We start from the raw sequence: 22544 nt of genomic DNA, 5'->3' as shown, positions 1-22544 counted from the left end.
ATGCCTGCAGCAACGAAGGACGCGGTCCTCGGATCGGCCGTCGACCTCGCCCGTGAGGTCGCCGTCGGCCTGGCCGAGGACCCCTCCGACGTCGGCGAGTACCTCGGCCTGGTCGTCGAGGGCGAGCGGCTGGTGTCCCACCGGTTCGCGTCGACCGCGCGCGGCTACCGCGGCTGGGAGTGGACCGTCACCGTCGCCCGCGTGCCGCGCGGCCGGACCGCCACCGTCTGCGAGGCCGCGCTGCTGCCCGGCCCTGACGCGGTGCTCGGCCAGGCCTGGCTGCCGTGGTCCGAGCGCATCCGACCCGGTGACATCGGCCCCGGCGACGTCCTGCCCTTCAAGGCGGACGACCCCCGCCTGGAGCCCGGCTGGACCCCCACCGGCGACCCCGAGCTGGACGACGTCGCCATCGAGGAGCTCGCGCTGGCCCGCGTGCGGGTGCTGTCGCCGCAGGGTCGCGACGAGGCCGCCGAGCGCTGGTACCGCGGCCCGCACGGCCCGACGAGCGCCGGCTCGCTCGCGTCCGCCGCCGCGTGCGGCAGCTGCGGGTTCCTCGTGCCCCTGCAGGGCTCGCTCGGCCAGGTCTTCGGCGTCTGCACCAACCAGTGGTCGCCCGACGACGGTGTCGTCGTCAGCGTCGACCACGGGTGCGGCGCCCACTCCGAGACCGACGCCGAGGCGCCGCCCACCGACTGGCCCGCCCCCGACCCGCTGATCGACGAGCTCAGCCTCGAGACGGTCCAGCTGGCTCCGTCCGCGCCGGCGGACGAGCAGGACGCAGCCCCGGCCGCCGAGGCCGCGTCCCCGCAGGTCGCCGCCGACGACGTCGTCGTCGACGCTGTCGCGACGCCCGAGGTCGCGGCCGACGAGGTCGCGACGGACGAGGTCGCTGAGCCCGACGCGGTTGCTGCTATCGAGGCGGCCGCGACGGACGAGGTCACGACGGACGACGTCACGACGGACCAGGCTCCGGCCGAGGTCGTCTCTGACGTCGCCGACGAGGTCGCAGGGACCGAGGTCGCCGCCGACGTCGTGTCCGTCGAGATCTCCGGGTCGTCGGACCCGACGAGCATCCCCGAGGACATCACCCCCTCCGACTCCGCCGACGAGTCCACGGCGCGCCCCGACCCGGAGCCGTGACCGTCGACGCCTTCGGGACGGCTGCCCTGCGCGCGGCCGTCCTGGGGGCGTGGCGGGTCTCCCCGGCGAGGCTGCGGGAGGACGCCAACACGGAGGAGGACCACGCCCGCGGCTACTACCGCGACCGCGTGGTCGTCGAGCTGGCGCAGAACGCCGCGGACGCGGCCACCCGCGCGGGGGTGCCGGGCCGGCTGCTCCTGCGGCTCGCCCGCGCGGAGGGCGACCGGCTGGTGCTCGTCGCGGCGAACACGGGTGCGCCCCTCGACGCGGACGGGGTCGCGTCGCTGGTGTCGATGCGGGCGTCCGCCAAGCGCGACGACGCCCGGGCGGTCGGCCGGTTCGGGGTGGGGTTCGCCGCGGTGCGGTCGGTGTCCGACGAGATCTCCGTGCTGTCGACCACGGGCGGCCTGCGGTTCAGCGTGGCCGACGCCGCCGAGCTGCTCGCGGAGACGGCGGCCGACCAGCCGGCGCTGGCCGACGAGGTGCGCCGGCGCGACCGCTCGCTGCCGGCGCTCCGGCTCCCGTTCCCGACGGAGGGCTCCCCGCCCACCGGCTACGACACCGCGGTGGTCCTGGAGCTGCGCGACGAGGTCGCCGCCGACGAGGTCCGTGCGCTGCTGCGCGACGTGGGCGACCCGCTGCTGCTGGCCCTGCCGGGTCTGGTCGAGATCGTGGTCGACGACGACACGGGCCCGGTCCGTCGGCTGGCCGACGTGGCGGAGCGCTGGACGGTCGCGACCGGGGAGGGCGAGCTGCCCCTGGCGCTCCTGGCGGACCGTCCGGTGGAGGAGCGTGCCGCCCGCGCGTGGCGGGTCACGTGGGCGCTGCCGCGGGGTGGGGCCGGGCTGGCCCGCGCCGACCAGGTGGTGCACGCGCCGACGCCCACCGACGAGCCGTGCACGGTCCCCGCGCTGCTCGTCGCGACCTTCCCGCTGGACCCGTCGCGCCGGCACGTGGCCCCCGGCCCGCTCACCGACGCGGTGCTCGACCACGCGGCCGACGTCTACGCACGCCTCGCGCACGGTCGGGCGGCGGCGGGCCACGACGCGCTCGGGCTGGTCCCGACGGGTCTGGCGGCCGGTGCGCTGGACGCCGCCCTGCGGGACCGCGTCGTCGACCGGCTGACCCGTACCCCGCTGCTCCCCGCGGCGGCGCCGACCGACGCGGTCGGGCTGGTGGTCCCGGAGCGGGCGGTCGCGCTCGCCGGCTCGTCCGTCCACGACACGGCGGCCCTTGCGGCGCTGGGCCGACGCGTCACCGCGCTGGTGGTCCTGCCGACCGGGCGCGAGTCGCAGGCGCGGGCGGTGGGGGTCGAGATCCGTTCCCTGGCGGACGTCGTGGAGGACCTGCCGGCCGTGGACGACGGCGGCTGGGCCGAGCTCTACGACGCCCTCGCGCTCCTCGCCGACGACCCGCAGTCGCGCGAGGCGCTGGGCGCCGTCCCGGTGCCGCTCGCCGACGGGCGCGTGGTGCGGGGGGCGCGCGGCACCGTCGTGCTCGACCCGGAGCTCGTGGAGCGCCTCGGGGAGCGAGCGGTGGGGATCCTGGGTCGCTGGGGCGTCCGCGTCGTCGACCCGGTGGCGGCGCACCCCGTGCTGGAGCGGCTCGGCGCCCTGGCCCCGGACGCCGCGGGGCTGCTCGCGCAGGACACCGTGCGGCGGGCCGTGCTCGACCTCGCCGACGACGACACCGAGGCCGACGACGTCGTCGACACGGTCCTCGCGCTCGTCGACGCCGCGGACGGGGTCCTGCCGAGCGAGGCGCTGCCGTGGCTGGGCCTCCTCCCGCTGCCGGCGGCGGACGGCGACCCCACCCCTGCGGACAGCCTCGTGCTGCCCGGGTCGCCCGCGGCAGAGCTGCTCGACGACCGCGTGCTGGGCACGGTGTCCGTGGACGTCGTGGACCGGTGGGGCGCGCAGACCCTGACGGCGGTCGGGGTGCGTGCCGACCTGGTGCTGGTCCGCGTCCCGGACGTCCTGGCCGACCCGGCGTCGTTGCGGGACGGCGCGACGGACTCGGCGACCCTGGCCGCGCAGTCGCTGGACGGCTGGGACGACTACCTGGCGCACCTCGGGGAGCGGCTCGGCCGGGGTGCGTACGCCGGTGAGGTCGTCGCGGTCGCGGACCTGGACGCGGTCGCCCCGGAGGCGTGGGCGAAGGTGCTCGCGCGCATCGCGGGGGAGCCGGCTCTGCGCCGGGCGCTCGTCGACCCGGTGCGCGGCGAGTCGTCGGCCCTCGCGCCGTCCTACACGGCGTGGTGGCTGCGCGAGCGGTCCGAGCTCGGTCTGGGGCACCCGTTCGCCGTCGGAGAGCCCCTGGCCGCGCTGCTGCCCGCCGCCCCGGACGACGTCGCGCACCTCGACGCCGCCGTGCAGCGGGCGCTCGGCGGTGTGGCCGGGCTGGACGAGCTGGACGGTCCCGGCTGGACGCAGCTGCTCGACGGCTGGGGGCCGGTCGGGGTGCCGGTCGACCCGGAGCTCGCCGTCGCCGTCTGGCGGTCCATGGCCCCCGACGAGCCCCCGGAGCGGCTGCCCGCGATCGTCGGGCCCGGCCGCGTGGCCGTCGTGCACGCCGAGGACGCCGCCGTCGCCGACCACCCGATGTGGTACCAGCGCACCGACGTGGCCGCCCTGGTGCCCGGCACCGAGGCGACGGCCGCGCTCCTCGACCTGCCCGTCGTCGACGAGCTCGCCGACGGTGAGCCGGCACCCGGCGGCGAGGAGGACGACGTCCCCGCCGTCGTGCGCACCCTGCTCCCCGACGCGCCCGCCACGTGGGTGCAGCACGACGACCTGCTCGTGGACGGCGCCCCCGTCGAGTGGTGGGTGGTGGACTCGGTCGTGCACGCGGTCCACCTCGCCGGGCTCGCCGCGGGCCTCGCGCAGGCGGCCGGCCGCTGGGACCTGCGCTACGCCGTGGAGGTCCTGCTCACGGACCCCGACCGGGCCGCGGAGATCGCGCTGGACGTCGTCGAGGGGAGCCGGTCCGAGGGCGGACTGTCCGATCTGTCCGGAAGCAGATAACCTCCCGGAGGTGCACCCGTTCCCCGCCGTCCCGGACAGTCGTCCACGTCGACGCGCGCGGCGGGCCGGCAGGCCGCGGCGGCACCCGCTCCGGACCGCCTCCCTCGCGCTGGTCTGCACGTTCGTCCTGGTCGCCGCCCCGTTCGTGCTGGGCACCTCGGTCGTCGTCCCGTTCGACGCGCCGGACGCCTTCGAGCTGGCCGCCCCGCGCGACGGCGTCACCGTGTCGCGCTCGGGCGGCCGGACGGAGCCGACGGCGCCCGCTGCGACCACGGCGGCACCCACGGAGTCCCCGACGGCACCCGCGCCGACCACGCCGGCCTCGACGACCTCGGACCCCGCCGTGGCGCCGCCGGTCGTGCCGGAACCGGCTCCCGCACCCGTCCCGGTCCCCGTGCCGGTCCCTGCCCCGGTCCCCGCCGAGCCGACCATGGTCGAGCAGATCGTCACCCGCACCAACGAGGAGCGGGCCGCGGCCGGGCTGCCCGCCCTGACCGTCTCCGACTGCGCCGCCCAGCAGGCGGTCGACCGCACGGCGCTGCTCGTCGCCGAGGGCCGGTTCGAGCACGACCCGCTCGAGCCCATCATGCAGGCCTGCGCCGCGCGCGCCGTGGGGGAGAACCTCGCCCTGGGCTACCCGACGGCCACCGCCGTCGTCGCCGGCTGGATGGGGTCCCAGGGGCACCGCGCGAACATCCTCAGCCCCCGCTACACGCAGATCGGCGTCGGCTGCACCAAGGGACCGCGGGGCTTCCTGTGCGCCCAGGTGTTCGTGGCCTGACCGGGCGTCAGCCCCGGCGCGCGGTGTTCCGCCGCGCCCACACCATGCCGAGCAGACCGAGGACGATCCCGGTCGCGCACACCCAGGCCGGCATCCATGACGCGTCCTCGCCCCACGCCAGCACCGCGGCGACCACGAACGCGACCGTCCACACGCCTGTCCCGACGAGCATCACCCGTCCCAGGTCGACGTCCACCGGGGGCGGGGGAGTCCGGGTGGGGTGCAGCAGCCGGGCGATCAACGAGGGCACCGGCAGAGCCTAGTTGCCCGCGGCGAGGCGGTGTGCGGAAGCCGACGACGCCCGAAACATCGGTCTGCGACACTGCGCGCATGTCTTCGACTTCCCCTGCGCAGACGGACCGTCCTGCGCCCCCGACGAACGCTGTCGACCGCTACTTCAAGATCACCGAGCGCGGCTCGACCATCGGTACCGAGATCCGCGGTGGTCTCGTCACCTTCTTCACGATGAGCTACATCATCGTGCTCAACCCGCTCATCATCGGCACCGTCCGCTCCGGCGACGGTCAGTTCCTCGGCGGCGGCGACACCCCGAACCTCGCGGCCGTCGCGGCGACCACGGCGCTCGTCGCCGGCGTGCTGACGATCCTGATGGGCGTCGTCGCCAACTTCCCGCTGGCGCTCGCGGCGGGGCTCGGGCTGAACGCTGTCGTGGCGTACTCGATCGCCTCCCTGCCGGACATGTCGTGGCAGGACGCCATGGGCATCGTCGTGCTCGAGGGCCTCATCATCCTGCTGCTGGTGCTGACCGGCTTCCGGGCGGCGGTGTTCCGCGCGGTGCCCGTGGAGATCAAGACGGCGATCAGCGTCGGCATCGGCCTGTTCATCGCGTTCATCGGCCTCGTCGACGCGGGCTTCGTGCGCATCCCCGCCAGCATGGCGACGCCCGTGGAGCTGGGCATCGCCGGGTCGCTGGGCAGCTGGCCGCTGCTCGTCTTCGTCGTCGGCCTGTTCACCGCGATCATCCTCATGGTCCGCGGGGTCCGCGGCGCCATCCTCATCGCGATCGTCACGGCCACCGTGCTGGCCTTCGTCGTCGAGCTCGTCGGCAACATCGGCAGCAAGACCGACGAGACCGGCGCCGTGGTCAACCCCGGCGGCTGGGCCCTCGAGGTGCCGTCCTGGCCCGAGGGCGGCATCATCGCGGCGCCCGACTTCTCGCTGGTCGGCCAGTTCTCCCTGTTCGGCTCGATCGAGTCCATCGGGATCGTCGCCGTCCTGCTGCTCGTGTTCTCGCTCCTGCTCGCGGACTTCTTCGACACGATGGGCACGATGGTCGCGGTCGGCAGCGAGGCCAAGCTGCTCGACAAGGAGGGCAACCCGATCGGGACCCAGAAGATCCTCGTCGTCGACTCGATCGCCGCCGCAGCGGGTGGCGCCGGCAGCGTCTCCTCCAACACGAGCTACATCGAGTCCGCGTCGGGCGTCGGCGACGGCGCGCGCACCGGCCTGGCCTCCGTCGTGACCGGCATCGCGTTCCTGCTGGCCACGTTCCTGGCCCCGCTGGTCTCCATGGTCCCGTTCGAGGCGGCCACCCCGGCGCTCGTCGTCGTCGGCTTCCTCATGGTCACGCAGATCACCGGCATCGACTGGAAGAACTGGGAGCTCGCCATCCCGGCGTTCCTCACGATCATCCTGATGCCGTTCACCTACTCGATCACCGCCGGCATCGGCGCGGGCATCATCACGTTCGTCGTGATCAAGCTGGCCGTCGGCAAGATCCGCGAGATCCACGCGTTCATGTGGGTGGCCTCGGCGATGTTCGTCGTGTACTTCCTGATCGGCCCGATCAAGAACGTCCTCGGCGTCTAGAGACCACGAAGGCCGGGCCCTGGCGAGGGCCCGGCCTTCGTCGTACCTCAGCGGCGGACGGCCGCGACGATCGTCTCGATCGCGGGCAGCAGCTGCCCGAAGGACTTCTGGTAGAGCGCCGCGTTGCCCCGGTACGGGTCGACGACGTCGTCGTCCGCGGGCCGGTGCGCCATGAGCCCTCGACGCGACGCGGCCACGGGCACCAGCGCTCGCACCCGGTCCGCCGTGGTCGCGTTGGAGCCCGGGAGCGTCGCGGGATCGACGTCGGCGACCAGCCGGGCCAGCTCGCGCAGCGTAAACGTGCGCCGGACCGCCGACGGGACCATCTCCACGATCGCGGACCGGTGGCGCCGGGTCAGCGCCAGCACGAGGTCCGCCTGCTGCACCAGCGCGGGGACCAGCTGGCGGGCCTCGAACCCCTGCGGGTCGACGCCCTGCCCGGCGACCATCGCCGCCATCTCGTCGGTCATCGGGTAGCCGACGAGCGCTCCCGTCCCGGCCGAGCCGATCTCGATCGCAGGGGTCAGCCCGCCCACGGCATCGGGCCGGCGGTACGCCGCACCGAGACCGGCAGCCAGCAGCCGCTCCGCCGCCGGCGACCGGCAGATGTTGCCGGTGCAGACGACGAGGACGCGGAAGGGCTCGGCCAGGTCGGTGGGGGTCACGGTCTCTATAGTGCGGCCCCGGGCGTCGGATACCGGCATGGCGTGACCCGATCGGCGCAGCAAGTGCACCCGCATGCGCCTTCGTGCGAGTCGTGCGCCGGGTTGCTGTCCGCGCCCCTGCCGTGCCGAGAGCAGACGGCACACGAGGGCGAGCTGCACCTTCGACCGGAGCATGCCCGCGGACGGACCGTCGACGGAGGGTAGGCCGAAGGGCGAATCGTCGCTATTGTCGGTTTCGGGCATGGACGAGCGCGCCAGGGGCGGCGCGGACGGGGGACTGCCGGATGAAGCGAAGCTCGCGCACGATCGTCACTGCCGTCGCGGTGGCCGCTCTCGCACTCTCGCCGCTGGCGATCACCGCGGCCGTCGCTGTAGGGGTTCCGAATCCCAACGAGACGACGGCCACCCCGACGCCGACGATCACTCCGACCCCCACGGAGACGTCGACGCCGACTCCGACGCCGACGGTCACTCCTGAACCGACCCCCGTCCCGCAACCAACCGCGTCCTGCACCCTGAGCGTGACCACGACGTCCGTCGGAAGCTCGTTGACGGTCGGCTGCGCGGGGCTGGCGCCGGGCACCGCCATCACCATCGAGGTCACGTCGGCCGACCCGGCGACCCCGGACTCCGCCATCTCCATCGCGGGCCGGCAGGCGACGTCCAAGACCGCGGGTGCCGACGGGGTGGCGGCAGGCGTCGTCACCCTGAACGCCGCCGGTACCTACACGATCCTGGTGTCGAACCAGGCCACCGGCGCAGTGCTCCTCAACCAGTCCGTCTCCGCGGTCGCACGGGCCACGCCCACCGAGCTCAGCTCGACCGGCGTGGACCCCCTGCCCCTGTCGCTCGGCGCCGCCGCGCTCATCACCGTAGGTGCCGGGATCGTCGTGCTCGCCCGGCGTAACCAGGTCTCCTGACTCCAGGCGCCGCGCCGCTCGGGACAGCGGCGCGCGCGCGACATGTCGACGGCCCCGTCGAGTGCGGGCTCCTGCGGAGAAGCTCACCGTCGATCGCGTCGCGTGCCACGCGTCCGACCTAGGGTCCTCCGCGCCTGACCGGCCGACCCAGGGGGCGCCGGTACCATTCCGACCGCGGTCGCCTGCCCGGGCGGCGGCTGTGGCCAGGGGGAGAGAGACGTCGTGACGCACCCGGGATGGGGAGACGACTGGAACGCGCAGCCGGTCCCGGAGGCGCCCGAGCACCCGGAGACGGTCCGCCGCCGACGCACCAGCTACGTCCAAGCGCGCCGCCGCCGCAACCTCCGCCGAGTCCTCGTCGGCTGCGCCGTCGCGCTCGTGGTCGTGATCGGTCTCGGTGCCTGGCTCGCGGTGGACGCCAAGCGTGCCGCCGACGCCCTCCAGGCCGCGCGGACCGACGTCCAGGACCTCCAGGAGCAGGTGCGGGCCGGCGACTCGGAGTCCGCGGACCGGACGCTGCTGCAGCTGCAGGCGCACTCCTCGACCGCGGCCCGGGCGACCACCGGGCCCGTCTGGACGCTCGCGGGCAGCGTCCCGTGGGTGGGTGCCAACGTCGACGCCGTGCAGACCGTTGCCCAGGCCGTCGACGACCTCGCCCAGCACGCCCTGCCGTCGCTCATGCAGGCGACGACGCTCGTCGACCCGGGTGCGCTCGCACCGGTGAACGGTCGCGTCGACCTCGCCCCGCTGCAGGAGGCCGCACCCGCGATCGTCGCCGCCGACGAGTCCGTGCAGATCACCGCCGAGCAGCTCGACGCCCTCGACACGTCGGCCCTGCTCGGGTTCGTCGCCGAGCCGGTCGAGACCCTGCGCAACCAGGTGGCCGACGTCGCGGTGACCACGGCGACCGCCTCCCGAGCCGCACAGCTCGTGCCCGCGATGCTCGGCGCCGACGGGCCGCGCAACTACCTGGTGCTCGTGCAGAACAACGCCGAGCAGCGGGCGACCGGCGGCATCCCGGGCTCCGTCCTGCACCTGCGCGCGGACGCCGGCGCGGTCACGGTGGTCCAGACCCGGGCCGGCGGCTCTCTCAGCGGGCTGACCGAGCCCGCCCTGCCCCTCACCGACGCCGAGCTCTCCCTCTTCGGCCCGCTGCTGGGAACCGACATGCGCGACGTGACGTTCACACCCGACTTCCCGCGCTCGGGTGCGCTGGCCAAGGCCATCTGGGAGCAGGAGGTGGGCGGGACCATCGACGGCGTCCTGTCCGTCGACCCGGTCGCCCTCGGCCTCGTGCTCGACGCCACCGGTCCGGTCGAGCTCTCCGACGGCACGACGCTCTCCGGTGACGACGCCGCCCAGCGGCTGCTGAACCAGGTCTATCTCGACCTCGAGGACCCGCAGGACCAGGACGCCTTCTTCGCCGACACCGCGTCGTCGGTCTTCGCTGCGGTCGTGGGCGGCCAGGGCGACGCACCCGCCGTCATGGACGCACTCGCCGAGGCGGCACGCCAGGGCCGGTTCATGGTGTGGTCCACCCTCGAGGGCGAGCAGGACCTGCTGGCGCCGACGGTCCTCGGCGGCGCGCTGCGCGGGGTCGACGGCGACTCGGCCGTGATCGGCGTCTTCCTCAACGACGGCACGCAGGCCAAGCTCGGCTACTACCTCGACCTGACCATCGACGCGGAGGCGACCGAGTGCCGGCCGGACGGCTCGCAGATCGTGCACGCCGTCGTGACGCTGCAGTACGACGCACCTCCGGACGCTGCCGGGCTGCCCCCTTACCTCGTCGGGCTGGACAACATCGTGCCCCTCGGTGACATTCGGACAAACGTCCTGGTATATGCGCCCGACGGTGGCGGAATCGATTCGGTTCGGGTGAAACCCGATCCGCAGGGCCTACATGCGCAGCTTCATGATGATCTCGGGGTAGGAGGTCGGACATTTACCTTCATACCGGGGGAAAGTGGGACTCTCGACCTGGACATCGTCACCGGAAAGGAACAGCGCGCTGACGTGCACATTCGCTCGACGCCGACTGCCCGCCAAAAGGGTGACGCAATCGTCGCTTCCGCCTGCGGTAAGTAACAGGTACGGTTGCCTCTAGTCACATCTCGCCACTCCAGTAACACGACCGTCCGGGGGGACACCCACATGAAGATTCGCCGCACCGCTCTGGTCGCTGTTGCTGCCGTTGCACTCGCGCTCGTCCCGTCCGCCGCCATGGCCTATGGCGCCCAGGACTACACGAACAGGGGCACGGTCTCCGACACCACGCCCGCCGCCGGTGAGAGCTTCACCGTGACGGTCGTCGGCCCCGCCGGCGCCGACGTCACGCTGACCATCACCAGCAACCCGGCCTCGATCCCCGACTCCGCGATCACCATCGCGGGGACGCGCGCGCTCACCAAGACCACGAACTCCGCGGGCACCGCGGTCTTCACCGTCACGCTCAGCCAGGCCGGCACCTACACGCTCGTCGCCACCGACACCGCGTCGGGCGCCGTCCTGAGCACGCAGGCTGTGACCGTCGCGGGCGCGTCCGCGGCCGCTCCCGGTGGGAACCTGAGCTCGACCGGTTCCAACGCGCTGCCGATCGCCCTGGGCGCCGGCGCTCTGGTGCTCGTCGGCGCCGGTGGCGTCGTCATGGCCCGCCGCCGCTCGGCGGATGCCGCAGCCTGAAGCACCTCGCACTGACCGAGAGCCCCGTACCGACCTGGTGCGGGGCTCTCGTGTGTCCGGGGTAGGTCCGGCTGCAGGCCGGCTCCTCGAGCCGCGAGGATCCGGAACGGCGAGTCCGATCCGCCGTACCGCGTCCGCGACGGCTGGACGGACCGCCGGGACGCGACGATCGACGGGTGGGATGGTGCCAGAACCTCTCGGTGCCCGCCCAGGCGCTCCCGGTGCCCGACCGGGACCCAGTTCCCCGAGCCTCCGACCCCGCAGCCGAGGGCGACGCCGAGCGGATCGACGCATCGCACACCGACGGGCCTCCCGCACGAGGACGGCCCCGGACCGTGAGGTCCGGGGCCGTCGGCCGTTCAGCGCGTGGTTGCTCAGGTGCTCGGTCGCTGATGCTGTGCGGGCGCGTTCTGCGCCTGCTGACGCTGGAAGTCGAGCAGCTGGGTGTCGCTCAGGGAGTCACCGGGCCACAACGTCGTCGGACCGGTGACCACCGACGGCTCTGAGGGCTGCGGCGCCCGGGCGGGCGGGGCGCCCTTGCGCTTCTTGCGACCGCCGCGGCCCGAGTCGGCCGCCGTGGCCGGCGTGGGCGTGTAGTCGTAGTACGCGTACTGGTCGCTCTGCTTGCGCTTCTGCCGGTTCACGACGATGCCGAGGATCCGGGCGCCGACCGTCTCCAGCGCTCCCACGGACTCCGCCAGCTGGTTGCGGTGCAGCTTGTCCGCACCGACGACCAGCAGCGCGCCTCCGGTCAGCTTGGACAGGATCGCCGCGTCGGTGACCGGCAGCAGGGGAGCCGTGTCGACGATGACGACGTCGTACTGCGACGTCAGCTTCTCCAGCAGGTGCGCCATCGCGAGCGAACCGAGCAGCTCGCTGGGGTTCGGCGGTACCTGACCGGCAGGCAGGACGTGCAGGTAGCCGTTGCCCCACGGCTGGATGACGTCCTCGACGCTCGCGCGACCGATCAGGACGGTCGTGAGGCCGACCTTGCCCTCGAGCCCCATGTACTTGGCGACCGACGGGCGCCGCAGGTCGGCGTCGATCAGCGCGACGCGCGTCCCGGCGTCGGCCAGCGTGATCGCCACGTTGATCGACGTTGTCGACTTGCCCTCGCCCGGCAGCGACGACGTGATGACGATGGATTGCGGCCGATCGGCGATGTCAAGGAACTGCAGGTTCGTCCGCAGCCGCCGGAACGCCTCGGACCGCTGGCTGTGCGGGCTGCTCTGCACGATGAGCGGGTGCACGGGGGCGTCGGGGTCGTCGGGGATGATGCCGATGACGGAGGTCGTGGTCACCCGGGCTACGTCCGACTCCCCGCGGATGCGGGTGTTGAGGACCTCGCGAAGCACGGCGATGGCAACCCCGACGACGAGCCCGAGGAACAGCCCGAGCGCCGTATTCAGCTTCATGTTTGGCGATGCGGGGGTGCCTGCTGCGGCGGCGTCGCGGACGATGGAGACCTTCACAGCGGACGTGCCGCCGTCCGCCGGTGTCTCGAGGTCGGCAATGACCGACTTGAACTCGCTGGCGATAGCGTCAGCTAGCGCGGCGGCGATGCCCGGGTTCTCGTCGGTGACCTCGAGATTGATCAGTGAGGTGTCGAGTGGAGAGTTGGCGCTGACGCGCTTGGCCAGGTCCTCGGCGCGCATGTCGAGACCCATGTCGTCGATGACCGGACCGAGCACGAGGGGACTGGTGACCAGTTGCGTGTAAGAGGTCACCTGCTGGCGGGTGAAGTTCGATCCCTGAAGCAGCTCGCTCGTGGAGGACCCGCCCTGCACCGAGACGAACAGCTGAGTCTTCGACTGGTAAAGGGGAGTCATGGTGAGTGACAAGGCGAAGGCTGCTGCACCGGTGATCAGGGTGATCGCGAGGATGGACACCCAACGTTTGCGCAGAATGACCAGATAGTCCTGAATCTCCACGAACCGATACTCCCCGTCCCCCGTGCGCACCGTGCGCGATTCAGGAACGAGTGTCTCACGCGCGATGTACACGATCAGCGTCCGATGTGCAGAAGAACGGGGCGAATTGTCCCGGATGCGCCAGGTGAAGGAATTGAGCGTCTTATCGAAGAGGTAGCCTGGGGCTAATACTGCGGTGCCTGCGACGGTATGCGCGTGACCCGGGGGGGTAGGCATGACGGATCAAGACGTTCGCGCGCGAGGAGTGGCAGACGTACGGGAGTCGGCAGCAGACCGTCCGGCGGCAGTCCCGTTACTCGCAGACTCGCCTCGGTGGTGGCGGCGGTACGCGGCGCGTCTGATCGCCACGGACACGGCAGCGGTCCTGATCGCCGTCTCGGTCGCGTACGTCGTGCGGTTCGACTCCGGGCTGGCGTCAGTCTCCGGTGAGTTCTCGCCGTCCTACCTCTCAGTCTCGGTGGTGCTGGCCTCGGCCTGGCTGGTGGCTCTGGCCATCGGCCGCACCCGGCACCGTCGCGTGGTCGGCAGCGGGCCGGCCGAGTACTCCCGCGTGTTCGGCGTGACCTGGCGCCTGTTCGCCGCGGTCGCCGTCATCGCCTACCTGCTGCGCATGGAGATCGGCCGAGGTTATCTGGGGTTCGCGGCCCCTCTCGGCCTGGCGCTCGTGATGGCCGGGCGGTTCGGGTGGCGTCGATGGCTGCAGCGTCGTCGCGAGGCAGGCGATTTCAAGTCGGGCCTCCTGGTGATCGGCCACCGCGACAAGGCAGCGCGGTTGATCGACGAGCTGCACCGCAGCCCGCACGCAGGCTACGGAGTGGTCGGTGTCTGCGTGCCCACTGGAGAAGTCGCGGAGGGCGAGAAGATCCGCAAGGTCCCCGTCCTCGGGTCGATGGAGAGCGCTGCTCGCGTCGCCCAGGAGATCGGAGCGTCTGCGGTCGCAGTGACCGGTGCAGACGCGATCACCTCGGAGACGGTCCGGCGGCTGGGGTGGGACCTCGAGGGCAAAGGGATCGACCTTGCACTCACCCTGACGCTTCTCGACGTCGCGGGTCCCCGCGTGATGATGCAGCCCGTGTCCGGACTGCCGCTGATGTACGTCGACGAGCCCAGGTTCACCGGTGGCCGGTACATCTTGAAGTCAGTCTTCGACTGGGTCGGCGCGGCGCTCATCACCGTGCTCATCTCTCCGCTGCTGCTCGTGCTGGCAATTTTGGTCGCGACCACCAGCCGAGGCCCTGTGTTCTACACGCAGGAGCGGATCGGCAAGGACGGCCGACGCTTCCGCATGATCAAGTTCCGCTCGATGGTGTCCAACGCCCACGACCGCCTGAGCGAGGTTCTCGCACTCGAGGGCGTCGAGAGCGTCGGCCTGTTCTACAAGCCTAAGAACGATCCGCGGGTCACCAAGGTCGGAGCCGTGCTGCGGAAGTACTCGTTGGATGAGCTGCCGCAGCTCTTCAACGTGCTGCGCGGCGACATGAGTCTCGTGGGACCCCGTCCGCAGATCGGCGCGGAGGTGGCACTCTACGACCGGACAGCCCACCGCCGGCTCTTGGTCAAGCCGGGACTGACAGGGCTGTGGCAGGTGTCCGGCCGCTCCGGCTTGTCCGTCGAGCAGGGAATCCGGATGGACGTAAACTACGTCGAGAACTGGACTCTGTTCGGGGACGTCCTCATCGTCGCGCGGACCGTGAAGGTCGTCCTGACCGGCGACGGGGCCCGCTGAGTGGGCGACCGGCAAGCGCCGCGGGTTCTGCACGTCACGCAACCGACGGATGCGGGCGTCGCAGCGGTCGTGCACGATCTGGCCATCCACCAGCACCGGCACGGCGTGGACGTCGCGGTCGCCTGCGCCGGGCCGCTCGCTGCGCGGTTGCGGTCGCAGGGCGTGCCCGTGGTCGACTGGTCGGCGCGCCGGTCCCCGGTCCGGGGGCTCCGCACGGAAGCGGTCAGCCTCCGGTCGATCCTGGCGGCCTGGACGCCAGACGTGGTGCACCTGCACAGCTCGAAGGCGGGACTCGTCGGGCGTCTCGTGCTCCGCGGTCGGACGCAGACCCTGTTCCAGCCGCACGCCTGGGGGGACGAGGCGGTTCGGTGGCCCGTCTCGACGGCAGTCCGGGCGTGGGAGCGCTACGCGGACCGATGGACGAACGTAACGATCTGCGTGAGTGACGCCGAGGCTCAGCGGGCAGCGGCGCTCGGGGTCGACACCGTGCGAACCGTCCACAACGGAATTGACGTGAGCCGGTGGCAACCGGTCGACTCCGGGACCGCGCGACGCACGCTCGGTTTGCCTGCAAACGCGTTCGTCGTGGCCTGCGTCGGACGGCTGTGCCGGCAGAAGGGTCAGGACGTGCTGGTGGCCGCGTGGCAGCGAGCGCGCTCGAGCCTGCCGGCCGGCGCGGTCCTCGTCCTCGTCGGTGACGGCCCCTGGCGCGAGCGCCTGGCAGCGGACGCGTCCGATCACGTCCGCCTGGTCGGCGCGGTCACAGATCCCCGGGATTGGTACGCCGCCGCTGACCTCGTCGTCATGCCGTCCCGCTGGGAGGGGGCCGCGCTAGTCCCGCTCGAGGCGATGGCGATGGGACGCGCGGTCGTCGGGTCGGCCGTGGGTGGGTTCGGCGAGCTCGTGGAAGACGAGGAAGCCGCCCTCGTACCCGACGACGTCGATCTCCTTGCCGAGGCACTCGTTCGTTTCGCACGGGACGGAGACCGCCGACAGCGGCTCGCAGTGTCGGGGCGCGCTCACGTGCTGCAGAACCGGTCCGCCGACGAGAGCCTGCGAGCCACCACCGAGATCACCCTCACGGTTGCAGGCCAGGGGGCGCGCTCGTGACCTCGTTAGTGGTGTCGACGAGCATGACGGGCTCGCAAGGAGGGACCAGCCTGCGCGGCGGTTCCGGCGACCGACCGCGACGCGTGGCGTTCGGGAGCGCGGTCTGGATCGCCATCGTCGCGCTGACGCCCGTCGAGCGGACGATCTCGTTCTCCTTCGGTGGGCTGCCCGCACACGGCGTGCTGGTCGCCATCCTGGCGTGCGCCGCGTTCGGCCGGCTCGCACGACCGGCGTTTTCCTCCGTCTGGCCGGTTCTCGCCCTGCTCTCCCTGGCAGCAGGGCTGCTCACGGGCGCGGGCGTGAACCCGACCGCGAGCTTCTGGACCGGGGCCCGCTTCGCGATCATCATCGGGTTGGCTCCATTCGTGCTCGCGTTCTACGTTCGCGCTTCCCCGAGGTTTGCGATCCGGGCGACGTGGGCCTTCGTGGCGGTGCAGACCGTCTCAGCGCTCGCGGGATTCCTCCAGTTCGGTGGCGCCGCGGTCCTCGGCCAGGTCGCGCGAGGGGGTCGCGCGAACGGCCTCGCAGGGCACCCCAACATTCTTGGGCTCATGTCGTCGCTCGCATTGCTGGCGGTGCTGCGCTGGGTCATCGGCCGCAACAAGGGATGGCTGCCCGCGCTGGTCGTGCTGGTCCCGATCCACCTCGGCACGCTCGTGACGAGCGGCAGCCTGAGCGGCACCATGGCCTTGGTCGTCGGGCTCCCGGTCTTGCTCGTGGCGCAGCGGGCGGTCACACGGATCGTCTCGGCGGGTCTGCTGGTCGTGGCGATCGTCGTGCCGGTCGCGTCCGCCGGTGGCGCCAGCTTTGCGTTCCTCGGCGACCGCGTCAGCGAGCGCGTGTCAAGTGTGAGCGGCGTGGGCGATGACGCGACCGGGTCGCTGCTCGACAGGGAGCAGACGTACAACTACGCGATCGAGAGCATCCGGACGCACCCAGTCATCGGCCGGGGCCTCGACGGTGAGAGCTCGGGCACCTTCAACGGTGTCACGGTGGTCCACAACTACCCGCTGCGTGCGTGGTTCCAAGGCGGTGTCCTGCTCGCGGTCGTGGCGCTAGTCGTGTATTCGATGGGGGCGCTCGCCGTTGTCAACGGAATCGTCCAAGGCCGGTGGGCGCTTCCGGTCGCCGTCGTGGCCGCCATTCTCGTCTACGCGGGATCGGCCGCCTTCCTCGTCCAGTACCAGTACTGGATCCCCCTGCTGCTCGCATTCGCCGCCCTGCCGTCGTCGGTACGGAGGACGGGAGGCGCGGTGCGCGACCCTCGTTCGACGCCACCGGCTCTCCGGTCCAGCAATCAAGCGCCTGTCGTGACGAGCTCGCTCGTGCGGCCTGGCCGCCGACAGGGCTGACCGCCCGCACGTTTCACGTACACCTGCGCTGACCGCCGGTGCGCACTACGAGAGGATCGTCGTTGTCTCCTGTTCGGAATGTCGTCATGCCAGGTCGGATCCTCGACCGTCACGTCGGCGGGAACACGACCTACGCACGCGCCGTGCGAGCGGGCCTCGTCGAGCGCGGGATCGAGGTGTCGACGATGCGGTACAGCTCCCGGGCGGCGATCACGGCTGCCTGGGAGACGGTCGAGGGGTTGCGGAACCGGCCAGAGAGCACCGTCGTCCACTATGTCGCCGACACCGGGCCCTTGCTCGGCACACGGGCCCCTTCCGTCGTCACGGTGCACGGCGTCGCCAGCCGGTGGATCAGCAGCGCCCGCAACGCCCGGCAGGAGTCGGTCTGGCGGCGACGAGTCGCCCGGGCGATCGCGGGGACGGATCACGTCATCACCGTCTCCGAGTCGAGCGCCGACGACGTCGCGGCGATCTTCGGCATCGCACGGGACTCCCTGACCGTGATTCCGCACGGTGTGGACACCGCCTCGCTGAGGACGCCCGTCGGGCTGCCCGCGCACCTCGCGACGACCCTCCCGGAGGAGTTCCTTCTCTACGTCGGGAACATCGAGCCGCGAAAGAACCTCGTCGAGCTGGTGCGTGCGCACGCGGCCGACCCGAGCCTCCCCCCGCTGGTCGTGGCGGGCCGTCCAGCCTGGAACTCCGAGGACGCGATGCGCGCGATCGCCGACGCTCCTCGCGTGACCTACCTGGGCTTCGTCGCGGAGTCGGAGAAGGTCGCCCTGATCCAGGCCTGCACGGCGTTCGTCTTCCCGAGCCTCTATGAGGGCTTTGGGCTCCCGGTCCTCGAGGCGCTCGCAGCCGGCGCGCCGGTGATCACGTCCGACCGCGGCTCGCTGCCGGAGGTCGCCGGGCCGTCCCGGATGCTGACCAGCCTCGACGCGGACGGCATCGCCGCGGGAATCACCGACGCGCTCGGCGACGAGGCCTGGCTGGCAGCCTGCCGGCAGGAGGGTCCCATCTGGAGTGACAGCTTCAGCTGGGCGCGGTCGACCGACCGCCACATCGAGGTCTACGAACGGGTTCTGACGTCATGAAGGTCTTCGTCCTGCACGCCTACAGCGCGCTCAACGCCGGCGACGGGTTGCTCGTCGACGAGTGCCTCGACATCCTGCACGAAGCCTTCGGGTCGGACCTCGACCTGACCATAGCGGCGTCGGACACCGAGTCGTTCGCGTACACCGGCGCCCGCCTCCTGTGCTCGAAGCCGACACGCCGTGGCTACCAGCGCGCGTACCTGTCGGAGCTGTTCCGTCTGCGCGACTACGACATGGTGATTGCCGTGGGCGGTGGCTACCAGCGTGCCGGGCACCCGCTGGAGCTGGCGAAGGCCGGCCTCGTTCACGGGCCGCAGCTGCTCGCGGCCGCGGCTCGCGGCCGCGGCGTGGTGTACCTGCCGCAGAGCATCGGACCGCTGCGCTACGGCGTCTCGCTGCCCGTGCGCGCGGCCCTGGCCCGCATCGAGACGGTCTTCGTCCGCGATCCGCGCAGCCTGCACGAGCTCGAGCGCGCAGGGGTGGTCCGCGCTCCCGACATGGCGCTCCTGGGCGACGACTGGCGGTCCCGACCCGGTGCACCCGACGACGTCCCGGTGCTGTCGGTGCGTGCGGTGCGGGGGGCGGTGCCACCCGACGTCGTCGCGCTCGCCGCACGGCTGGGCACGTTCGACGGGTACGTGCAGAGCCAGACGGGCGGCAACGACGACACCGCACCGATGCACGGGCTGAACCCGCGGGAGGTGCTCCCGCGGGCGACCCTCATCGAGGACGTGGGCACGCCCCGCCGGGTGGTGGTAGCGATGCGGCTGCACGGCGCACTGATGGCGCTGCGTGCCGGGCACCTCGTGATCCACCTCGCGTACGAGCGCAAGGGCTACGGAGCGTTCCAGGACCTCGGTCTCGAGCAGTACGTGCACAACTCGTTCCGCTTCGACCCGGTGGTCGTCGAGAAGCAGGTGCGGTCGCTGCTGGACGACGAGGCCGCCCGCGCCGACTACGAGCAGGCCGTCACCGCGGCACGTGCGGGCTTCGGCGCCGAGCGGCAGGTCGTCGTGGACGCCGTCCGCCGAGCCGCCTCGGGTGTCGGGGCACCACGATGAGCGAGGCCAGCCTGTCGGTCATCATCCCCGCGTACCGGGCGGAGCGGACCATCGCCCGCGCCGTCGCCTCCGCCTTCGCCAGCGGGGCCGACGAGGTGATCGTCGTCGACGACGGCTCGGACGACTCGACCGGTGAGGCGGCCCGCGACGCAGGCGCGGTGTGCGTGCGCCAGGAGAACGGCGGTGCGAGCCGGGCGCGCGTCAACGGGTCCCGGCGGGCGAAGGGCACGTACCTCGTCTTCCTCGACTCCGACGACGAACTGGTGCCGGCCGGGGTGCGACGGTCGGTCGGGGTCCTCGCGGGGGATCCCGCGCTTGCCGTCGCGGCTGGCACCGTGATCGGGACCAGCGACGGTGTGCGGCGACGCCGGTTCCCGGTCCGGTACCGCCCGGTCACCACCCGCACTCTGCTGCAGCGCGGCTTCGGCCCGTGGCCACCCGCGGCGCAGGTGGTCCGGGCCGACGCGTTCCGTGCGTCGCAGGAGATCGACCCTGCCCCGCTGCACCCACGGTTCGCCGACGACTACGAGGCGCTGATCCGGTTGTCCATGGTGGGCGGTGTCGACGTGCGGGACGACCCGACCTGCGTTTACTCGATGGCTGGCGGGAAGTCCGTGCGGAACGCCCGGGCCGCGTTCGTCGCGAAGGAAGCCGTCCGAGCACACTATGCACAGCACCTCGACATCGGGATCACCCCGATGACGGAGGCGGAGATTTCGGCGGGTGCGCACGCACGGCTCGCGCGTGCGCACTCCCACTCCGGGGAGTGGGTCGGATGCGCGCTCGAGTGGGTCAAGTGCGCTGCCGCGAATCCCGTCGGCGGGTTCGGCAAGGTCGTCTCGCGAGTGCGTCGACAGATCGGATGGACATGACGGTGCGCGAGGTCGGCCTCTGGGCGACAGGTCAGGACGACAACATCGGCGACTCCCTGCTGCGGCGGGCGCTGGTCGAGGCCGTCGACGGCTCCGGTCGTCTCTCGGTCTTCGTCGGGCCGGCGAGCCCCGGCTTCGTCTCGGGGCTCGGCCTCCCTGACGGTGCCGTCCAGCACGCCTCGTTCGGTGCGTGGTACCGGGACACCCTCGCCGCCGTGTGGCGCTCGGGCGCCGTGCCCGTGCTGAACGCCGGCGAGGTTCCGGTGTCGCGCGGGGGTGCCGTCCGGGTCGGTGCCCTGTTCCCGCTGCTCGCCCTGAGCCGGCTGCGGGGCGCTGGCGGCGTGTGGGTCGGGGCGGGAGTGCCCGTGCAGCGCCGCGGGCTGCGGTGGGTGTACCGGCTCGCTGCTCGCCTCTGCCGGGTGGTGTCGTGGCGCGACGCCCGAACCGCGCTGACCATGGGCGGCGGAGACGTCGTCCCTGATCTCGGCTTTGCCCTCGGTACGTCCGTCGCCGCGTGGCCGGCAGACGACACCCGTGACGTCCTCGCGTTGTCGCTTCGGTTCGACCGGCCGCTGCCCGACGCCCGCTGGTTCGCTTGGATCGAGGAGTCGGCTGCGGCCCTCGGGCTTCGTCTCGTCGTCGTCAGCCAGGTGGCGCGTGACGACGGCCGCGGCGCCGAGATCGCCGCCCGGATCGAGGCCGACGTCGAGGTCGTGCCCTGGAGCTCTTCCGACCACCGCAAGCAGGAGGATCTCGTGCGCGAGGTGTACTCCCGCTCACGCCTCGTCGTGAGTGACCGGCTCCACGTGCTGGTCGTCGCGTGCACTGAGGGGGCCGTGCCGCTGGGCGCCGTCCCGAGCGGGACGGGGAAGGTGCGACGGCACTTCGACGCCGCGGGCATGCCGTGGGTCGGTGAGCACGACGGCGTCCCGGCATCCTCTCTGCCGCCGCTCGACGCGGCGCTGCTCGACGTGCGTTCCGTGGACACCCGGACCGCCGTCATCGCCGCCCGCAGGGCGCTTGCCGCCCAGCGAACCCTGCTGCGTGAGCTCCTCGATCCCGGTGGCCGCCGGTGAGCGAGCCGCTCGTCGCCGGCGACAGCCTTGGTCGCAGCGCGGCGACCGGAACGTCGTGGACGGTCCTCGGCCAGGGCGTCCGGACCATCGTGCTGCTCGTCTCGACCGTCGTCCTCGCCCGCCTGCTCGACCCCGACGACTTCGGCGTCATGGCGGTCGTCACCAGCGTCGTCGCGTTCGGCGAGCTGGTGTACGGGCTTGGTCTGACGACGGCGGCGGCACGCGAGGCGAACTTGTCGCGAGCGCAGCGGTCGAACCTGTTTTGGGTCAACACCGCCCTCGGCGTGGTGATGGCCGCCGTCGCCTACGGTCTCGCTGGGCCGCTGAGCGACCTGTTCGACATGCCGACCCTCCAGCCGGCGCTGATGGTCGTGTCCGGGACGTTCGTCGTCAACGGGCTCGCCGCGCAGTTCCGCGCGGAGATCAACCGGACGCTGCGGTTCCGTGCGCTGATGATCGTGGACACCGTGCCCACAGTCCTCGGGTTCACCGCGGCGCTCGCCGTGGCCACCACGCAGCGGACCATATGGGTCCTCGTCGCGCAGTACCTGGTGATCGCCCTGACCGGCTGCCTGCTCGCGGTGGTGCTGGCGCGATGGCTCCCGGGCCTGCCGTCCCGTGCCGCGAAGATCGGTGACCTGTTGCGGTACGGCATCGGCCTGTTCGGTACGCAGATCGTCGCGTACTTCACGCGCAACGTCGACAACTATGCAATTGGCTACGTCTGGGGCGCCGCACCGCTCGGCGTCTACAGCCGTGCCTACCAGCTGCTCATGGCCCCGATGAGCCAGATCTCCGCACCGCTCACCCGCGTCTATGTGCCCATCCTGTCCCGCGTCGCCTCCGACCTTGGGCGTCACCTGCGGTACGTGCGGCTGGTCGCGACGATCCCGGAAGTCCTCCTCGGCTCGCTCTACGCGATTGCAGCCGGGGCGGCGTCCCCGCTCATCCTGATCCTCTTCGGTGAACGATGGATGGAGATGGTGCCTGTCTTCCAGGCACTGGCGATCGGGGGGGTGTTCCGAGCGCTGAACCAGGTGACTTTTTGGGTGTTCCTGTCGCTAGGGGCCTCGACGCAGCAGTTCCGGTTCTACCTGTGGTCCCAGCCGCTGGTTGCGGTGATCATGCTTGCCGGGCTGCCTTGGGGCATCGTCGGTGTGGCGGTCGGGCACTCAGTCGGGTATGCGCTGAACTGGCTGCTGAGCCTCTCGCAGGTCCGCCGGTCCACCGGCTTCGACTCCGGGGCGCTGCTGCGCGACGGCCTTTGGAGCGTGGCAA

General features: G+C 72.1%; 17 protein-coding genes and 1 pseudogene. 15 read left to right on the top strand and 3 right to left on the bottom strand.

Features of this window, described 5'->3' with window-relative positions; genetic code table 11:
* Genes CXY01_RS10110 through CXY01_RS10100 form a run of 3 tightly spaced genes read left to right on the top strand, consistent with a single transcriptional unit; the run spans window position 1 to window position 4944 of the window.
* Window positions 1-1140, top strand: a complete 1140-nt coding sequence (locus CXY01_RS10110) for a DUF3027 domain-containing protein (RefSeq protein ID WP_146927293.1) — start codon at window positions 1-3, stop codon at window positions 1138-1140.
* Window positions 1137-4163, top strand: a complete 3027-nt coding sequence (locus tag CXY01_RS10105) for an ATP-binding protein (protein WP_146927292.1) — start codon at window positions 1137-1139, stop codon at window positions 4161-4163. The genes CXY01_RS10110 and CXY01_RS10105 overlap by 4 nt, the downstream gene beginning before the upstream one ends.
* A 10-nt stretch (window positions 4164-4173) precedes the next feature.
* Window positions 4174-4944, top strand: coding sequence for a CAP domain-containing protein (locus tag CXY01_RS10100; protein ID WP_146927291.1), 771 nt, complete (start codon window positions 4174-4176; stop codon window positions 4942-4944).
* 7 nt (window positions 4945-4951) lie between these two features.
* Here CXY01_RS10100 and CXY01_RS10095 read toward each other — a convergent pair whose 3' ends face one another.
* On the bottom strand, window positions 4952-5194 hold the full coding sequence (locus CXY01_RS10095; protein ID WP_146927290.1) for a DUF2530 domain-containing protein: 243 nt from the start codon (window positions 5192-5194) through the stop codon (window positions 4952-4954).
* An 80-nt stretch (window positions 5195-5274) separates the two neighbouring features.
* Here CXY01_RS10095 and CXY01_RS10090 point away from each other — a divergent pair, with 80 nt between their 5' ends.
* The gene (locus CXY01_RS10090; protein WP_146927289.1) at window positions 5275-6774 is read left to right on the top strand and encodes an NCS2 family permease; all 1500 of its coding nucleotides are present in this window, start codon (window positions 5275-5277) and stop codon (window positions 6772-6774) included.
* 47 nt (window positions 6775-6821) lie between these two features.
* Here the strand turns inward: CXY01_RS10090 and CXY01_RS10085 are convergent, their stop codons facing one another.
* The gene (locus CXY01_RS10085) at window positions 6822-7439 is read right to left on the bottom strand and encodes an arsenate reductase/protein-tyrosine-phosphatase family protein (RefSeq protein ID WP_246125215.1); all 618 of its coding nucleotides are present in this window, start codon (window positions 7437-7439) and stop codon (window positions 6822-6824) included.
* 521 nt (window positions 7440-7960) lie between these two features.
* On the opposite strand from CXY01_RS10085, the gene CXY01_RS10075 reads away from it, so the two are divergent.
* From CXY01_RS10075 to CXY01_RS10065, 3 genes are all read left to right on the top strand, one after another.
* Window positions 7961-8359, top strand: coding sequence for a peptidase (locus tag CXY01_RS10075; RefSeq protein WP_146927286.1), 399 nt, complete (start codon window positions 7961-7963; stop codon window positions 8357-8359).
* 222 nt (window positions 8360-8581) lie between these two features.
* A complete protein-coding gene (locus CXY01_RS10070; RefSeq protein WP_146927285.1) occupies window positions 8582-10447 on the top strand; it encodes a DUF4012 domain-containing protein in 1866 nt (621 codons plus the stop codon).
* 66 nt (window positions 10448-10513) lie between these two features.
* Window positions 10514-11041 carry a DUF4175 domain-containing protein gene (locus CXY01_RS10065; RefSeq protein ID WP_146927284.1) on the top strand — a complete coding sequence of 176 codons (528 nt, stop codon included), beginning with the start codon at window positions 10514-10516 and terminating at the stop codon, window positions 11039-11041.
* A gap of 374 nt (window positions 11042-11415) precedes the next feature.
* On the opposite strand, the gene CXY01_RS10060 is transcribed toward CXY01_RS10065, so the two are convergent.
* On the bottom strand, window positions 11416-13188 hold the full coding sequence (locus CXY01_RS10060) for a tyrosine-protein kinase domain-containing protein (RefSeq protein WP_246125213.1): 1773 nt from the start codon (window positions 13186-13188) through the stop codon (window positions 11416-11418).
* Here CXY01_RS10060 and CXY01_RS10055 point away from each other — a divergent pair.
* From CXY01_RS10055 to CXY01_RS21185, 8 genes and pseudogenes are all read left to right on the top strand, one after another.
* Window positions 13187-14698, top strand: a complete 1512-nt coding sequence (locus tag CXY01_RS10055) for a sugar transferase (RefSeq protein ID WP_146927283.1) — start codon at window positions 13187-13189, stop codon at window positions 14696-14698. The two genes, CXY01_RS10060 and CXY01_RS10055, sit on opposite strands and share 2 nt — an antisense overlap.
* Entirely contained in the window at window positions 14699-15808 is a 1110-nt protein-coding gene (locus CXY01_RS10050; protein WP_146927282.1) for a glycosyltransferase, read from the top strand.
* Between the two features lie 179 nt (window positions 15809-15987).
* Window positions 15988-17160 (top strand): O-antigen ligase family protein, encoded by a 1173-nt coding sequence (locus CXY01_RS10045; protein WP_186813361.1) that lies wholly within the window; start codon window positions 15988-15990, stop codon window positions 17158-17160.
* An 86-nt stretch (window positions 17161-17246) separates the two neighbouring features.
* The gene (locus tag CXY01_RS10040) at window positions 17247-18257 is read left to right on the top strand and encodes a glycosyltransferase family 4 protein (RefSeq protein WP_146927280.1); all 1011 of its coding nucleotides are present in this window, start codon (window positions 17247-17249) and stop codon (window positions 18255-18257) included.
* Entirely contained in the window at window positions 18254-19318 is a 1065-nt protein-coding gene (locus CXY01_RS10035; RefSeq protein WP_146927279.1) for a polysaccharide pyruvyl transferase family protein, read from the top strand. Before CXY01_RS10040 ends, CXY01_RS10035 begins: the two co-directional genes overlap by 4 nt.
* Window positions 19315-20190: a glycosyltransferase family 2 protein gene (locus tag CXY01_RS10030; RefSeq protein WP_146927278.1), complete on the top strand. Its 876-nt coding sequence runs from the start codon at window positions 19315-19317 to the stop codon at window positions 20188-20190. The genes CXY01_RS10035 and CXY01_RS10030 overlap by 4 nt, the downstream gene beginning before the upstream one ends.
* Window positions 20187-21266: a polysaccharide pyruvyl transferase family protein gene (locus CXY01_RS10025; protein WP_146927277.1), complete on the top strand. Its 1080-nt coding sequence runs from the start codon at window positions 20187-20189 to the stop codon at window positions 21264-21266. The genes CXY01_RS10030 and CXY01_RS10025 overlap by 4 nt, the downstream gene beginning before the upstream one ends.
* A pseudogene (locus CXY01_RS21185) lies at window positions 21263-22243 on the top strand (lipopolysaccharide biosynthesis protein); the annotation flags it as partial. The gene CXY01_RS10025 and the pseudogene CXY01_RS21185, both read left to right, overlap by 4 nt.
* Window positions 22244-22544 lie beyond the last annotated feature (301 nt).

The sequence above is a fragment of the Cellulomonas xylanilytica genome (assembly GCF_007989805.1).
In the GTDB taxonomy this organism is placed as follows: Bacteria; Actinomycetota; Actinomycetes; order Actinomycetales; family Cellulomonadaceae; genus Cellulomonas; species Cellulomonas xylanilytica.
The sequence above is the reverse complement of the archived record's forward strand: the minus strand, read 5'-3'. Positions and strand labels throughout refer to the sequence as shown.